The 14,647-nt window shown below is 67.7% G+C and carries 14 protein-coding genes; 6 read left to right on the forward strand and 8 right to left on the reverse strand.

Annotated features, from left to right (window positions below):
- Position 1: 1 nt before the first annotated feature.
- Both ACO1BU_RS11035 and ACO1BU_RS11040 read left to right on the forward strand, forming a co-directional pair.
- Entirely contained in the window at positions 2-628 is a 627-nt protein-coding gene (locus tag ACO1BU_RS11035) for a DedA family protein (protein WP_424135994.1), read from the forward strand.
- A 132-nt stretch (positions 629-760) separates the two neighbouring features.
- Positions 761-2,704 (forward strand): AI-2E family transporter, encoded by a 1,944-nt coding sequence (locus ACO1BU_RS11040; RefSeq protein WP_424135995.1) that lies wholly within the window; start codon positions 761-763, stop codon positions 2,702-2,704.
- Between the two features lie 9 nt (positions 2,705-2,713).
- On the opposite strand, the gene dnaQ is transcribed toward ACO1BU_RS11040, so the two are convergent.
- From dnaQ to ACO1BU_RS11065, 5 genes are all read right to left on the reverse strand, one after another.
- The gene (dnaQ, locus tag ACO1BU_RS11045; protein ID WP_424135996.1) at positions 2,714-3,409 is read right to left on the reverse strand and encodes a DNA polymerase III subunit epsilon; all 696 of its coding nucleotides are present in this window, start codon (positions 3,407-3,409) and stop codon (positions 2,714-2,716) included.
- Between the two features lie 583 nt (positions 3,410-3,992).
- Positions 3,993-5,372, reverse strand: a complete 1,380-nt coding sequence (gene chrA / locus ACO1BU_RS11050) for a chromate efflux transporter (protein WP_424135997.1) — start codon at positions 5,370-5,372, stop codon at positions 3,993-3,995.
- Positions 5,369-6,205, reverse strand: a complete 837-nt coding sequence (locus ACO1BU_RS11055; RefSeq protein WP_424135998.1) for a chromate resistance protein ChrB domain-containing protein — start codon at positions 6,203-6,205, stop codon at positions 5,369-5,371. Before ACO1BU_RS11055 ends, chrA begins: the two co-directional genes overlap by 4 nt.
- 502 nt (positions 6,206-6,707) lie before the next feature.
- Positions 6,708-7,709, reverse strand: a complete 1,002-nt coding sequence (gene mltA, locus ACO1BU_RS11060) for a murein transglycosylase A (protein ID WP_424135999.1) — start codon at positions 7,707-7,709, stop codon at positions 6,708-6,710.
- A gap of 10 nt (positions 7,710-7,719) precedes the next feature.
- On the reverse strand, positions 7,720-8,370 hold the full coding sequence (locus ACO1BU_RS11065) for a Tim44/TimA family putative adaptor protein (RefSeq protein WP_424136000.1): 651 nt from the start codon (positions 8,368-8,370) through the stop codon (positions 7,720-7,722).
- Between the two features lie 138 nt (positions 8,371-8,508).
- Between ACO1BU_RS11065 and ACO1BU_RS11070 the strand changes: the two genes are divergently transcribed.
- Entirely contained in the window at positions 8,509-9,063 is a 555-nt protein-coding gene (locus tag ACO1BU_RS11070; RefSeq protein ID WP_424136001.1) for a histidine phosphatase family protein, read from the forward strand.
- A 118-nt stretch (positions 9,064-9,181) separates the two neighbouring features.
- A complete protein-coding gene (gene secB, locus ACO1BU_RS11075) occupies positions 9,182-9,691 on the forward strand; it encodes a protein-export chaperone SecB (RefSeq protein WP_424136002.1) in 510 nt (169 codons plus the stop codon).
- Positions 9,692-9,780: 89 nt separating this feature from the next.
- On the opposite strand, the gene ACO1BU_RS11080 is transcribed toward secB, so the two are convergent.
- A complete protein-coding gene (locus tag ACO1BU_RS11080; protein WP_424136003.1) occupies positions 9,781-10,731 on the reverse strand; it encodes a LysR family transcriptional regulator in 951 nt (316 codons plus the stop codon).
- A 95-nt stretch (positions 10,732-10,826) separates the two neighbouring features.
- Between ACO1BU_RS11080 and ACO1BU_RS11085 the strand changes: the two genes are divergently transcribed.
- A complete protein-coding gene (locus tag ACO1BU_RS11085) occupies positions 10,827-11,624 on the forward strand; it encodes an NAD(P)H-dependent oxidoreductase (RefSeq protein WP_424136004.1) in 798 nt (265 codons plus the stop codon).
- A 38-nt stretch (positions 11,625-11,662) separates the two neighbouring features.
- Here ACO1BU_RS11085 and ACO1BU_RS11090 read toward each other — a convergent pair whose 3' ends face one another.
- Together ACO1BU_RS11090 and ACO1BU_RS11095 are read right to left on the reverse strand one after the other, a co-directional pair.
- A complete protein-coding gene (locus tag ACO1BU_RS11090; RefSeq protein WP_424136005.1) occupies positions 11,663-12,280 on the reverse strand; it encodes a Maf family protein in 618 nt (205 codons plus the stop codon).
- A 76-nt stretch (positions 12,281-12,356) separates the two neighbouring features.
- Entirely contained in the window at positions 12,357-13,232 is an 876-nt protein-coding gene (locus tag ACO1BU_RS11095; RefSeq protein WP_424136006.1) for a pyruvate, water dikinase regulatory protein, read from the reverse strand.
- Positions 13,233-13,562: 330 nt separating this feature from the next.
- Between ACO1BU_RS11095 and hemE the strand changes: the two genes are divergently transcribed.
- On the forward strand, positions 13,563-14,615 hold the full coding sequence (gene hemE / locus ACO1BU_RS11100) for a uroporphyrinogen decarboxylase (protein WP_424136007.1): 1,053 nt from the start codon (positions 13,563-13,565) through the stop codon (positions 14,613-14,615).
- Positions 14,616-14,647: the final 32 nt, after the last annotated feature.

A 14,647-nucleotide genomic window follows, 5' to 3' on the forward strand; every position in this document is an offset into this window, starting at 1 on the left:
GATGCTGCAGATGATCGCCGATGTGGTCGCGGCCACCGGCACCATCGGCATCTTCCTGCTGATGCTGGCGGAGAACATCTTCCCGCCCATTCCCTCGGAAGCCATCATGCCCGTGGCGGGCTTCGCCGCCGCCCAGGGCCAGCTGAACCCGGTGGCGGTGTTCCTGGCCGGCAGTTTCGGCGCGATCCTGGGCAACGCCGCTTGGTACGAGGCCGCCCGCGCCATCGGCCAGGACAGGATCGAGCATCTGGCCGATCGCTATGGCCGGTATATCGGCATCGTCGGCCAGGATGTGCGTGACGCCGGCACCCTTCTGCTGCGCTGGGGCAGTGGGGCGGTTTTTCTCTGCCGTCTGCTCCCGGGGCCCCGCACCTTGATCTCGGTGCCGGCCGGGATCGTACGGATGAACCGCTGGGTGTTCTATCCCGCGACCACCCTGGGCACCGCCGTCTGGACGGGCTTCCTGATGGCTGCCGGCTGGTGGCTCGAAGGGCAATGGGAGGTGATCGGACACTGGATGGAGCCGCTCGCCATCATCGTGCTGGCGGCTGGCGCGCTGGCTTACGCCTGGCACCTCTGGCGCACGCGGCACCGCTGGCGGCGGGATGCCGGGGAATCCGGCTCCTGACATCCCTGCTGCGCCGCCCGGCGGCGTTGCTTTGATAAGGACGGACAGGCTGAGCCGGCGCTCGCCGGCGATCCTTTGTGACCAAAGGCGGCGCGCCGCGTTCCGATCCGGTCCTCTTGCCATGTGGAGACCATGTCGGACGCCATCGAACCTCGCCCCGGCAGCGCGCGGAGCACTGGCCTTGCCGGATCGGGCCTTTCCGCAGGGGTGGCGGCAGCGGGGGTGCCCACGAGCGGGCCGGGCATTCTCTATGCCGGCATCGCGCTGGTGGCGGTGCTCTATTTCACGCGGGAATTGCTGATTCCGCTGGCCCTCGCGGTGCTGCTGGCCTTCGTGCTGGCGCCGGTGGTCAGGGGTTTCCGCAAGCTGGGCGTCCCGCGCGTCGCCTCTGAGATGCTGGGGGTGCTCCTGGCCGTTGGCGTGCTGTCCGGCGTCGGCGTGCTGGTGGGGCGGCAGCTGACGGAGCTGGCGAACGAGCTGCCCTATTACCAGGCCACGGTGATGCAGAAGCTGAACGGATTGTTCGGCGATGGCGGCCTGGTCGGACGCGTATCGGAGATGCTGCAGACGCTGGGGGAGAACCTGGCGCGGCACGAAGAAGCTCCTTCCTCTTCCACCGCGCCGCGCACGGGCCTGCCACCGCTGCCCGTGGAGGTGCGGGAGCCGACGCCGGGGCTGCTGACGGTGTTGCAGCGCGTGGTCGGGCCCCTGCTCGGCCCCGTCGCGACCACCGGCATCGTGATCGTGTTCGTGGTCTTCCTGCTGCTGTACCGGGAGGACCTGCGGGATCGCGTCATCAAGCTGATCGGCTCGCGCGATCTGCAACGGACCACGGCGGCGCTGAACGAGGCGGCATCTCGCCTCTCCCGCTATTTCCTGGCGCAGACAGCACTCAATACGGGGTTCGGACTGGCCATCGCGGCCGGGCTCTGGGCCATCGGGATCCCGAACCCGCTGCTCTGGGGCGTGATCGCCGGGATGATGCGCTTCGTGCCCTTCATCGGGGCCTTCATCGCGGCGGCCTTTCCGCTGCTGCTGGCGGTCGCCGTCGATCCGGGCTGGACGATGCTGATCTGGGTGCTTCTGCTGTTCGGCGTCGCCGAGCCGGTCATGGGACAGATCTTTGAGCCCCTGGTCTACGGCCACTCCACCGGTCTCTCCCCCGTGGCGGTGCTGCTGGCCACCGCCTTCTGGGCCTGGCTCTGGGGACCTGTGGGGCTGCTGGTGGCCACGCCCCTGACGGTCGGGCTGGTGGTGCTGGGCCGCCATGTGGACCGGCTGGAGTTCCTGGACGTGCTGCTGGGCGACCGCGCGCCGCTGGAACCCTCGGAAGCCTTCTACCAGCGGGCCCTGGCAGGGGACGGAGACGGGCTGGCGGAGCAGGCGGAGCTGCAGCTCCGGACCATGCCTCTGCGGGCCTATTACGACACCGTGGCGCTGCCCGGGCTTTCCCTGGCGCAGGGCGATGCCGCGCGCGGCGCGCTGAACCGGGCACGGCTGGACGTGCTGCGGACGCGGGTGGACGGGCTGCTGGACGATCTGTCGGACCATGAGGACGCCGAGGCGGTCGCGGTGAACGGGCCGGTGGAACGCGCCGGCGGCGAGGAAGCGGAAAAGCTGGAGGATTGGGAAGCGCCGCCCGACTGGCGCATGCCGGGGGCCGTGCTCTGCGTGGCCGGGCGTGGAAGGCTGGACGAGCAGGCGACGGTCATGCTGGTGCAGGTGCTGACGCTGAAGGGATTCGGGGCCATGGCCCTGTCCAATGACGCACTACGGCAGGTGGTACCGGCCCAGGCGGGCGTGCAGGCCGTGGTGCTTTCGGCGCTCGACAAGGGAAGCGGGGCCGCCAGCGCGCGTTACGCCATGCGGCGGCTGCGGCGGCGCTTTCCCGGCGCGCTGCTGGTGGCCGGGGTCTGGGGCGCGGGACGCGACAGCCCGGTCATGGCGGCGCTGCGGGAGGAGGGTCAGGAGATCTGCGAGGCAAGATCGCTGCAGGAAGCCCTGGATTGCCTGGTATCGCGGACAACCGCGAACAGTCAGGCAGGAACCCCGGCAACCGCAGCCAGCGAGACCTGAAGCACCGGCTCAGCCGGCATCCAGGGTGGCCCAGACGGGATCCTTCAGCTTGGCAATGAAGGCGGCATGACGCTCCAGCTCCTCCGCCGAGGGCGTGATCGGCCGGGGCGTACGTGGCGCGGCGGGGCCAGTCGCGGCTACCAGCCCGTTGCGGTTGCCACCGATCGTGGTGGCAAGCTCCAGCCCGGGCTGCTTGCCGCCCATCAGCTCCAGATAGACCTGACCGAGGAGCTGCACGTCCAGCAACGCGTTGTGGGTGGTACGGGCCGACAGGTCGATGCCGAAGCGGCGGCACAGCGCGTCCAGGCTGTTGGGCAGGCCGGGAAAGCGCTTCTTCGCCATCTCCAGCGTGTCCACCATCCGCGTGCGCGGGATGCGCGGGACGCGGCAGCGGTCGAATTCGTGGTCCAGGAAGTTGAAGTCGAAGGGCGCGTTGTGGGCGATGACCGGATCATCGCCCAGGAAGTCCAGCAACTCCGGCAGGATGGCCGCGAAGACCGGCTTGTCGGCCAGCATCGCGGCGGTGAAACCATGCACCTTCGTCGCCTCGGGCGGCACGTCGCGCTCGGGGTTGATCAGCCGGTGGAAGAATTTCCCCGTGGGCATCAGGTTCACCACCTCGATCGCCGCCACCTCCAGCACGCGGTCGCCGGTGGCAGGATCTAGGCCGGTGGTCTCGGTATCGAGGATGAGGGCGCGGGACATGGAGGGAAGATAGGGCGGATCGGGTTCGGGCGGTATCGGCCGCTGTCGTGTAGGCTGCCTTTGGGAGGCGCCGCCTTCCAAACCTTCCGCCGAGGCCCACCGGGGACCCCGGACCCCGCGATCTGTTCTTCCGGTATGGGGCAGCAGCGCTCACTGGACCCTGAAACTAGGTCACGAGATCAGCTCCTTAGGTGATCAGATCAACCAACCCGCGCTTCGGGGCGTAAAGGGCTGGCAGAGAGCGTAGGACGCGGGTGTCCGCTCCAGCCTCGCGAGCGGACGTAAATGCGAGCCGTCGGGCTGCGCGCTCGATGGAATGACCGGGCCGGAAGCGGCCCGTCCCGTTCAGAGACGGAGGTGCAGGAAAGCGGCATTTCCCGCCGCTTCTTCCTGGTCTTCCCCTGCCGGAGACCGACGCCATTTTGGTTGAAGCGATTGTCGGAAGCTGGGGACCGCTGCTCGGCGGGGCCCCTGGTCCCGTCATGCAATCGGAGTTTTCCGTAACAGCCCTGGGGGCAAGAACCCGTTCCGTGCCGGATCGGTGTCCTCGCCCTGTCCGCCTTTTGGCTCGCGTGGTGTGCGCTCAGCCGAGGGCGAGCTTCGCCACCAACCCGGCTGCGGCGGTGATACCGAGCGTTCGCAGAAGCCCGAGCTTGAAGCTGAACAGGCAAACCGCTGCGAGTGCGGCAAGCGCCAGCGCAAGCGGATCGAGGCTGCCGGGAACTGGCAGGTCCAAGGCCACGAAGCCGGCCTCCCAGCGTCGCACCTCGGCAAAGAGTACCCGGAGGCCAAACCAGAGCGCCAGGTTAGCGATGACGCCCACCACCGCTGCCGTCACCGCAGCCAGGGCGCTGGTCAGTTCGCGGTTGGAGTGCAACCGCTCGACATAGGGCGCCCCGAGAAAGATGAAGGCGAAGCAGGGCGCGAAGGTGACCCACACCGTCAGCACCGAAGCCAGAATGCCCCAGAACAGCCCGCCCTGACCGTAGCCCGCCAGGAAACCCACGAACTGAAGGACCAGGATCAACGGCCCGGGCGTGGTTTCCGCGAGGCCAAGGCCGACCAGCATCTGGTCCGGCGTCAGCCAGCCATAGCCCTGCACGGCCTCCTGCGCCACGTAGGCCAGCACCGCATAGGCGCCGCCGACCGTGACAACCGCCATCTTCGAGAAGAACCACGCGACATCGGCGAAGACGCCACCGCTGGCCGCCACCAGGACCGCGACTGGAAACAACCACAGGGCGACTGCAGCCAATCCAGCACGCCACGCCTTTGCAGCAAGCCGGGCGGGGCGACCCGGGTCCGCTGCGAGCACCGCATCGAGCACCGCGGGCGGGCCATCCTTCGCCTCGCCATGGCTGCCACCCTTGAACGCACTGGGCGCGAAATAGCCGATCAGCGCCGCGGTCAGTACCACGGCGGGAAACGGAACCCCGAACGCGTAGAGCGCGACGAAGGCGACCGCCGCCAGCGCCCAGGCGGAGTTGGTCTTCAGTGCCCGTCGGGCTACCCGCAGAAGCGCCTCGACCACCAGCACCAGCACGGCGCATTTCAGGCCGAAGAACAGGGCGGCAACGACCGGCACTTCGCCCAGCGTGGCGTAGAGGATGGACAATCCGAGCATCACCGCCATGCCTGGCAGGACGAACAGCACCCCGGCGGCGATACCCCCGCGTACGCCATGCAGCAGCCAGCCCAAATAGGTGGCGAGTTGCTGCGCCTCCGGCCCGGGCAACAGGGTGCAGAAGTTCAGCGCGTGCAGGAAACGCGCGTCGGAGACCCAGCGGCGGTCATCGACCACCTCGCGGTGCAGGAGCGCGATCTGCCCGGCCGGACCACCAAAGGAGAGCAGGCCAATCTTCAGCCAGACCCTTAGAGCTTCCCCAAAGGATGGCAGGCGCGGTTTGTCCTCTGCGGACACGGCGGACTGCGTGGCAGTTACCCCGAGTGTGACCTCGCTCATGCAACCCTCTCCGAACGAGGGTTCGAGACGGCTGCAGGCCAGTTGTGCGTCTCGGAAACCGCGTCTCGGCTCCAGCGGTAGAAGGCGTCGTACAGCCCCATGGCAGCGTCGAGTTGAGCCAAGTCGTCTCGGTACATGCGTGACATGCCGAGCGAGGCCGCCAGCAGGCCTGCCGACTGGGGCGTGAGATCGAGCCGATCTGTATCGGCACCACGGACGATGGTGGCCAACCGGGCAAGCGCCTCCGACTGGAGGCCGAACTCCTCGACCATGGCGTCGAAGGTGCAGTTCTCTCCGCGATGGCTCCAGAAGACATCTTCAACGTCGAACGGCGTCGCGCCGAAGCGTTCGGCGACTGCCCGGACTTCCGCGGGCGCAACGTACAGGAATACCGCCTTCGGATCGACGAAGCGCCGGATGAGCCATGGGCAGGCGATGCGGTCGATCTTTGGTCTGGACCGTGTGACCCAGACAGTGCGGCCCTGCGCATCAGGCTCCGGGATGTGGTTGGGCCGGAGTAGCAGCCCACCGCCCGCCGCCCAGCCCTCGAAGCCACCCTCCAGCACCTCGGCCTTCACACCGGCATGGCGCAGCCAGGCGGCCACGCCCTGGCTGAGTTTCAGGCCGCGTTGGCAGACGACGACCACAGAGCGGCCGACGAACTCGGAGGTCCATTCGGGTGCAGAGGCCGCGTTGCGCAGGACCGATGTCGGGATGCGCCGCGGGTCGGTCGAGTGGTCCTGCCCGATGCGGAGATCCAGGATGACAGGCGCGTCGGGCAGGCCGATGAGGCGGGAAAGCTGAATGGCAGTGATGGTATCAGGCGCGGGCATGGGGCGTCCTCTCCCTTCGGCATGGGATTGCGGACGCGATACTTCAGCCGAAGCCTCACGGGGCGATCGCGGTTCCCCTTGCCGAAACGATGTCCTCCCATGGACCTAGGTGTCAAGTCGTCCTCCTGGCGCTCTCCCCCACGGATTCAGGACGCAGTCGGGTGTGGACCGGCCATTTTGCCGTTCGACAGGCAATATCCGCTTCCTGGAAGCAGCCCGCATTTTCCGGGTGAATGGAACGGGCGCAAAGTAGAAAGATCTGGCGTTCGGAAGCCCGCGACTGCTTCCCCGACATGACGGACGCTGGACCGAAGAGCCGGGATTGTTAGGGATGGGACCGCCCCGCGGTGTCCATTCGCCTGGATCTCCGCCATGGGATGGGCTCGCTTCTGGACACTGCTACCCCATGCCGACGCAAGCGGATGGTGGGGACCGGGAACCATCATGCTCCCCTGCGAAGGTCCAGGAGGTGGAGCATCGTGGGGTCCCGTAACTCAACAGTTCACTGCCCCCGTGGCCGAAGCACCCAGACCTGTCCCTGGGCCCGCATGAGCCCCGCAGCCGCACCGGCTTCGTCGCCCCAACCCCAGAACAGGTCCGCCCGGGCCGGGCCCCGGATGGCGCCGCCAGTATCCCCGGCGATCACCAGGCGTTCCAGCCGCTTCCCGGTCAGGGGGTGGCGGGTGGCGATCCAGAGGGGGAACCCGAGCGGCGTGTGGCTGCGATCCACGGCGACGGAGCGGCCCGGGGTGAGTGGTGATCCCAGCGTGCCGATAGGTCCATTCTCCGGCGGCAGGTCATCCCGCCAGCGGAAGAATACCCAGGAGGGGTTGGCGTCCATCAGGGCCCGCGCGGCCCCGGGCGGCGCCTCGCGCAGCCAGGCGCGAATGGAGGGCATCGAGACATCCTCGCGCGCCATGGCCCCGCTTTCGATCAGCAGGCGGCCGATGGGAACATAGGGATGGCCGTTCTTCCCGGCATAGCCGAGGCGGCGGACCGTGCCATCCGGGAAGACCGCGCGGCCAGAGCCCTGGATTTGCAGGAAGAAGGCGTCCACCGGATCGGCCCAGGCGAGCACCTCGCCCGGCCATTCGCCGCGGGCCACAGCCGCCTCGATTCCGGCGCGGTCCAGGTCGGGAGCGCCTTGGGTCAGCGCGAGGAGGGGGGCGGTGAAGCCAGGTGCGGGGATGGCCGAGACACGAAGGACGGGCTCGTAATAGCCGGTGATCAGCCCTTCCCCGACAGACACGGGCTCGAAATGCCGATCCAGGAAGGCCCGCGCGGCGCGTTCGTCCCCAAGGGGAAGCGTGGCGGCTTCGGCGCAGGCAGCGGCTAGCGGGCCAGGATTGGCCATGGCGGCGCAGCCGGCCTGGAAGGCGGGGATGGCCTCGGACACGCGGTCGCGGTCATAACCGGGCAGGCCACCGCATCCCGCAAGCAGCAGAAAGAGGCCCGGCAGGCTTCGCCTCCGGGCCCCTTCCAGGGCGCGTATCAGCTGCTTCAAGCGGTCTGCTTCAGGCGGAGCGGGTGCCGACGAGCTTCCAGACGGGATCGGTGCTGCGGGTATCGCGCTGGAAGGTCCAGATATCCGTCAGCTCCGTCACCGCATCCGCGCCGGCCACAGGCTTGCCGGTGGCATCCGTGGTCAGGTTCACCTGGTCGGACACAAAGCGGACCGTCACCTCGGCGATGGTGCCGCGCAGGTCGGCGCCCTCGATCACGGCCTCCCGGATCTCCCGGATTTCGGTGCGCTGCACCTCGCCCTTGGCCTCGCGGTCGGCAATGGCGCGCTCGAAGCCAGCATAGGTTTCGTCGGAGAGCAGGTCGCGCAGCAGCGTGCGGTTCCCGGCGGCGAAGCCCTCCACAATCATGCGGAAGGCGCCCTCGGCCCCGCCCAGGAAGGCGGAGGGATCGAAGGACGGGTCGGCGCTGCGGATACGGGCCAGGGCCTGGCCCACCGGGCCGCGCGCATCGGGCACGCCCCGGCGCGGCATGGCAGGGGCCGGGGCGGCCCCTGCCATGGGGGGAACAGGCGCGGCCGCTCGATCGGCCGGCGGGCGCTCGAAGCCCGTCCGCCGCCCCAGCACGCTGCGCAACCGTAGAACCAGGAAGGCTGCCACCATCCCGAACAGGATCAGATCAACCGGGAAGCCGCCGCCTTGCATTACGATCTCCTCATGTCCTGACAGTTAGGGGCCCAGTGGCCCCACCGCAACAGCCATCCCTTCAGCGTGTCCCCAGCCCGTGCATTGTGCGCCCTGCGCCCGACCGCTATCCGCTGCCGAAGACCGGAGGCCATGCCCATGATCCTGTTGCGACACGGCCAGAGCGAGTTCAACCTGCATTTCACGGCCACCCGCGTGGATCCGGGCATTGAGGATCCGCGGCTGACGCCGCTGGGCCATGAGCAGGCGGAGGCCGCGGCCGAGGCCCTGGCGGGTGAAGGCATCACCCGCATCATCGCCAGCCCCTATACCCGTGCCCTGCAGACGGCCGCGCCGCTGGCCAGGCGCCTCGGCCTGCCCGTCCATGTCCAGTCGCTGGTGCGGGAACGCTTTGCCTTTGCCTGCGATGTCGGCACCCATCGTGACGCCCTGGCGGCGGACTGGCCGGAGCACGACTTCGCCCATCTGGACGCCATCTGGTGGCCAGGCGAGGAGGAGCCGGTGGACTCCATCATGTCCCGCGCCCGGATGTTCCGACAGGAGATGCGGGAGCGCCCGGACTGGGCCCATACGGTGGTGGTCTGCCACTGGGGCTTCATCATCGCCATGACCGGCCAGTCCCTCATGAACGGGCAGTGGATCCGCTGCGATCCCTGCGAGGCGGGTCCCGAAACCTTCGAGTGGCAGAAGTGATGGGACGGCACACATGACAGCCCTGTCGCCCGCCTGACATCCAACCCTGCCGCGTGCTACCCCGCCGCGCCGACCGCGCGGCATAGCGCTACACCCCGAACGCCAGAGGCCCCAACCCATGTCCGACCTGCCGCCGCCCGCCAACATGCCCCCGAATGGCGCCATGAACGGCCAGCCCCCGGCGCCGCTGGTGGTGAACCTGCAATATGTGAAGGATCTTTCCTTCGAGGTGCCTGGCGCGCCCGACATCTACACCACGATGCGCGAGCAGCCGCGGATCGACGTCGCCCTGGATGTCCAGGCCCGCGCCATGCAGAGCGGCGGCAACGTGTTCGAGGTGACGCTGCAGATCCGCTGCGACGCCAAGACCTCCGACAACACCACCGCCTTCATCGTGGAGCTCGCCTATAGCGGCCTCTTCACCGTCAACGTCCAGCCGGACGTGCTGGAGCCCGTGCTGCTGGTCGAATGCCCGCGCCTGCTCTTCCCCTTCGCGCGCAACATCCTCTCCGATGTCACGCGTGATGGCGGCTTCATGCCGGTGGCCCTGACGCCGATCGACTTCGTGGCCCTGTGGCAGTCCCGCCGCGGCCAGGGCAGCGCGCCAATGGAGCCGGCCGTTTCCTGAGCTTTCCCTGGGGAAGGCTCTGCCTTCCCCAAAATTCCCGGGCAAAAGCGAGGCTTTTGTCCCGCGCCAGAATGCTGAAATGGGCTGGCTTAGCTGCGCCGCGCGGGCGAACGTCCCGGCCGCCGCTTTTCGATCCCCGGAATCCCGGCGATCTGCTCGGCGAGGAAGTCGGCCAGCAGCCGGACCCGGGCTATGCCAGCACGCTCCGGAACAATCAGCATGTTCAAGGGAACGGGTGGCAACTCGTAATCGGGCAGGATCGGCACGAGCCGGCCGGCCGTCAGAAGGTCGTTGATAAGCCACTGATGGGCGGGCGCGATACCACGCCCGGCGGCAAGCGCTTCACGCGCAGCAAGCCCATGGTCGATCCGAAGGCGCCCCCCGAAGGGCACCGAATGACGCTCGCCGCCCGGTCCCTGTAGGACCAGCACATCACTTCCCGCCACATTCGACATCCGTATGCCCTCATGGCCAGACAGTTCCTGGGGAACGGCCGGTCGTCCTCGCTCCGCGAGATATTCCGGAGCTGCGACAAGCAGACGCCGGGACTGGCCGAGGGCCCGAAGCTTCATCGAGCTATTCGTGAGCGGGCCCAGGCGAAGTGCGATATCGACACCTTCCCTGACAAGATCGACGCGCTCGTCACTGAGACTGAGATCGAACCCGATATTGGGATAGCGGTCCTGAAACGCGAAGATGAGCCGGCTGACCTGCAGGACCCCAAAGGCTGCCGTGCAGGATATCCGGATCGTACCGGCCGGCGCACCGCGCGTGCCACGTGCCTCGTCCGCAGCCTGCTCCACGAGGCGCAGGATCTGGACGCAATTCGCGTAATACCGGCCGCCCTCATCCGTCATCATCACGCGGCGGGTCGTCCTGCTGAGCAAGGGCAGGCCCACGGCTTCCTCCAGTTCCCGCAGATGCCGCGTGATCGTCGATTGCCCTACTCCGAGCTCCCGCGCGACCGCCGACAGGCTTCCTCGCTCAGCCACGCGGACAAAGGTCCGCATGCGTTCGAGCGTCACCTCCGGCTTATCCATTATCCGGCATAATCTTATGCATTGGCGACACGTAGTGGATCACACTGAAAACGCCTAGCTGAAGGGCCAAGTTCCCAATAACGGATCACTGGCTCATGAAAGTTCTTCTTGTTTTCGCTCATCCCGAGCCGCGCTCGCTCAACGGCGCGCTCCGCGATGTCGCCATCAAGGAGCTCGAGGCCCGGGGTCACCAGGTGCGGGTGTCGGATCTCTATGCCGATGGCTGGAAATCCGAGATTGACCGTGCCGACTTTCCCCTGCTTGCACCGGACGCGCGGTTGAAGGTGCCGGCCGCGTCGCGCCAAGGGTTTGCTGCCAAGGCGCTGACCGAAGACGTCAAGGCCGAGCAGGCGAAGCTCCTCTGGGCCGATACCCTGATCCTCCAGTTTCCCCTCTGGTGGTTCACGATGCCGGCCATCCTCGAGGGCTGGATCGATCGGGTTTACTCTTACGGGTTCGCCTATGGCGTCGGTGAGCACAGCGACAAGCGATGGGGCGACCGCTACGGCGAAGGCATTCTGGCGGGAAAGCGCGCCATGCTGATCGTGACGGCCGGCGGTTGGGCGGAGCATTACTCTGCCCGCGGAATCAACGGGCCGATAGATGACCTGCTGTTCCCCATCCATCACGGGGTTCTCTACTATCCCGGCTACGACGTGCTTCCGCCCTTTGTGGTCTACAATGCGGATCGTCTTGATGCGGCTGGCTTCGAGGCTGCTGCCGAGCGCCTGCGCGAGAGAATGCGGACGCTGGAAACCACTCAGCCCCTTCCCTATCGCCGGCAAAATGGCGGCGATTATCTGATTCCGAGCATGCAGCTTCGCCCCGATCTAGGAGATCCGGGAACGACCAGCTTCGCACTTCACCTCAATAATCGGGACGCGGCTGGCTGACCGCGCACCGCCTTGCCGAGCGGCGGTGCCTCGGGACATCAGCGCAGCAAAACCCCATGCTGCCGCAGGAAGCCGAGAAGCGGCAGCAGGGGCAGGCCCAGGATGGCCGCGTGCTCGCCTTCCACCTTGTCGAAGAGGTGAATGCCTGGCCCTTCCAGCCGATAGGCGCCGACGGTCGCCGTCACCTGCTCGCCTTCCAGGGCCAGATAGCCGTCCAGGAACTCATCCGAAACCGGGCGCATGGTCAGGCGGGGGGTGGCAACATGCTGCCAGACCCGCTGGCCGTTGCGCCAGCACAAGACGGCCGTGACCAGCTGGTGCGTGTTGCCGCGCAGCGCCTCCAGATGCGCGCGCGCCGCGGCGGGGCTTTCCGGCTTGTCGAACCAGCGGTCCCCCATCACCAGGATCTGGTCACAACCAATCACCAGCGCCTCGGGCCGGCGTGCAACGATGCGGCGGGCCTTCGCCTCGGCCAGCATGATCGCCGCCTCAGAGGCTGGGAAGCCCTCGGCCTTGGCGCTCTCCTTGATCGAGGCCTCGTCCACCGCCGCGGCGATTGCCTCGAAACGCAGCCCCGCTGCTTCCAGCACCGCCCGCCGCGCCGCCGAGGCGCTGGCCAGGACGATCGCTGGTTCCGCCATCTGCAAAGTTGTCATGCCATCCCCACCCGCGCCCCAGCGCTATCGAAAATAGAAGAGATCCGGGGGATGCCTTCCCTCGGGTCCTTTCCTGCTACCGCGCCGGCGGCCCCTGGTTCGCCCCATGCGGCGTGCCCGGCGGGGCGGACCGCGCGTGCCAGGCTTCCATCAGCTGCAGCACGGTGGCCGCGGTTTCCTCGATGCTGCGGCGCGTCACGTCGATCACCGGCCAGCCGCGCGAGGTGCAGAGGCGACGCGCGGCCAGGATCTCGGCCCTCACGGCCTCCGGGTCTACGTAATCCGTCGTATCCTGCCGCACACCCCCTTGCCCGATCAGCTTCAGCCGGTGGCGGCGGATCTCCAGCAGGGCATTGGCCTCGATCGTCAGGCCGATCACGGGACAGGGTGGATTGTCCAGCTCCGGCGGCAAGGGGCTGCCGGGTACGATGGGAACATTGGCGGCCTTGATGCCGCGATTGGCCAGGTAGAAGCAGGTGGGCGTCTTGCTGCTGCGGGAGACGCCGACAAGACAGGCATCGGCCTCCGCGATCCCGGCCGTGCCCTGGCCGTCGTCATGGGCCAGCACGTAATGCATGGCGTCGATCCGGCGGAAATAATCGGCATCCAGCACGTGCTGGGCCGCGCGCTTCTCCTTGGCGGCTTCGCCGAGTTCGCGCTGGAGCAGATCCAGCGTCTGGTCGAGCACAGAGAGGTGAGTGACGCCCAGCCGGCCGCAGAACTCCTCCAGGCTGTGCCGCAAGGATTTGTCGGCCATGGTGAAAAGGACCGGGCCAGGCTCTGCCTGGATACCCTCCAGCACCTGTTCGAGCTGGAAACGGGAACGCACCAGGAACCAGCGGTGCTGGATCACATGCGGCTCCTCGAAGCGCGCCAGCGTCGCGCGCGCCATGGAGTTCAGCGTTTCCCCCGTGCTGTCGGAGACGAGGTGGAGGTTGGTGGTGCGCGACATGGAGAAGCATTTAGTCGATGCAGCCCGGGCTGGGGAGGACGCGACTCCCTTTCGTGAGTCATGGGGATGAATCCGGGCCCCTTCGGACCCGTCCTGAGTCATGGGGATGGTGAGTCACGACTCACGCCACCTGGGATGGAATCCTCCAGCGCCCAGGGGAGTCCTGCGGAGCGAGTCACCGACTCGCCTTCGGTTAGCGAGTCGCGGCACCTTCCAGCCTGTGGAAAACCCTCGGGACGACATGCGCCGCCAGTTGCGTCCACAGGACTCACAGGGCTCTACAAACACCCCTTCTTTCTTAAGAATCCTAATTAGAGTGAAAGGGGGCCCATGGACCCCGTGGACAAACCCTTCCTGAGAGCCCTGGCCGGCGAACCCGTCTGGCCGCCGCCGATCTGGCTGATGCGCCAGGCCGGCCGCTACCTGCCGGAATACCGCGCCACCAAGGAGAAGGCCGGCGGCTTCCTGGAGCTGTGCCTGAACCCCGAGCTCTCAGCCGAGGTTACCTTCCAGCCCCTGCGCCGCTTCCCCGGCCTGGACGCGGCCATCCTCTTCACCGATCTGCCCATGCTTCCCTGGGCCATGGGCCAGCCCCTGCGCTACGGCCAGGGTGGGGTGGATGGAGTGGGCCCGATCCTGGATCCGGTGCGCGACGCGGCGGCCATGGCCGCCCTGCGCCCGCTGGAAGCCGCCCGCCGCGCCGCCCCCATCATGGAAACCGTGAGCCGCATCCGGCGGGGCCTGGAAAAGGACCATCCCGGCACGGCCCTGATCGGCTTCGCCGGCGCCCCCTGGACGGTGGCCTGCTACATGGTCGATGGCCGCGGCGGCCATGGCTTCCCCGAAGCGCGCCGCATGGCCGAGGAAAACCCCGCTCTTCTTGCCAGCCTGTTTGAGCAGCTGCTCGATGCTTCGGAGGCCTATCTGGTCGCCCAGGCTGAGTCTGGTGCCGAGGCGCTGATGCTTTTCGACTCCTGGGCCGGCCTCCTTCCGCCCGAGGGCTTCGAGCGTTGGGTGATCGAGCCCACGGCAGCCCTCGTGGCGCGCCTCCGCCTGCGGCTCGGGCCCGACTACCCCCTAATTGGCTTCCCCCGTCTGGCCGGTCCGGGGATCCCCGCCTACGCCGCCCGTACGGGGGTCAATGCCGTGGGGCTGGATGAGACGGTGGACCTGACCGGTCCCTTGCCAGGCGAGGTCACGCTACAGGGAAACCTGGATTCAAAGACTCTGGTCGCGGGCGGCGCGGCGCTGCGCACGGCAACGGCCGCCATCCTCGATGCGATGCGCGGACGGCCCTTTGTCTTCAACCTCGGGCATGGAATCACGCCGGATACGCCGATCGAGCATGTCGCGGCGCTTGTTGAGCAGGTGAAGCGGGGGTGAACCCCAGGGAGGCTTAGCCTCCCTGGACCTCC

The organism is Roseomonas chloroacetimidivorans, from assembly GCF_049629625.1.
Lineage (GTDB): Bacteria > Pseudomonadota > Alphaproteobacteria > Acetobacterales > Acetobacteraceae > Roseomonas > Roseomonas chloroacetimidivorans.

What these genes read in the sequence shown, in the direction of transcription:
- hemE (WP_424136007.1), top strand. Translation starts at nt 13,563, where the DNA reads ATGGACCCCGTGGACAAACCCTTCCTGAGAGCCCTGGCCGGCGAACCC.
- ACO1BU_RS11035 (WP_424135994.1), top strand. Translation starts at nt 2, where the DNA reads ATGCTGCAGATGATCGCCGATGTGGTCGCGGCCACCGGCACCATCGGC.
- ACO1BU_RS11040 (WP_424135995.1), top strand. Translation starts at nt 761, where the DNA reads ATGTCGGACGCCATCGAACCTCGCCCCGGCAGCGCGCGGAGCACTGGC.
- ACO1BU_RS11055 (WP_424135998.1), bottom strand. Translation starts at nt 6,205, where the DNA reads ATGCCCGCGCCTGATACCATCACTGCCATTCAGCTTTCCCGCCTCATC.
- ACO1BU_RS11080 (WP_424136003.1), bottom strand. Translation starts at nt 10,731, where the DNA reads ATGGATAAGCCGGAGGTGACGCTCGAACGCATGCGGACCTTTGTCCGC.
- ACO1BU_RS11070 (WP_424136001.1), top strand. Translation starts at nt 8,509, where the DNA reads ATGATCCTGTTGCGACACGGCCAGAGCGAGTTCAACCTGCATTTCACG.
- ACO1BU_RS11095 (WP_424136006.1), bottom strand. Translation starts at nt 13,232, where the DNA reads ATGTCGCGCACCACCAACCTCCACCTCGTCTCCGACAGCACGGGGGAA.
- ACO1BU_RS11090 (WP_424136005.1), bottom strand. Translation starts at nt 12,280, where the DNA reads ATGACAACTTTGCAGATGGCGGAACCAGCGATCGTCCTGGCCAGCGCC.
- ACO1BU_RS11065 (WP_424136000.1), bottom strand. Translation starts at nt 8,370, where the DNA reads ATGCAAGGCGGCGGCTTCCCGGTTGATCTGATCCTGTTCGGGATGGTG.
- chrA (WP_424135997.1), bottom strand. Translation starts at nt 5,372, where the DNA reads ATGAGCGAGGTCACACTCGGGGTAACTGCCACGCAGTCCGCCGTGTCC.
- secB (WP_424136002.1), top strand. Translation starts at nt 9,182, where the DNA reads ATGTCCGACCTGCCGCCGCCCGCCAACATGCCCCCGAATGGCGCCATG.
- dnaQ (WP_424135996.1), bottom strand. Translation starts at nt 3,409, where the DNA reads ATGTCCCGCGCCCTCATCCTCGATACCGAGACCACCGGCCTAGATCCT.
- ACO1BU_RS11085 (WP_424136004.1), top strand. Translation starts at nt 10,827, where the DNA reads ATGAAAGTTCTTCTTGTTTTCGCTCATCCCGAGCCGCGCTCGCTCAAC.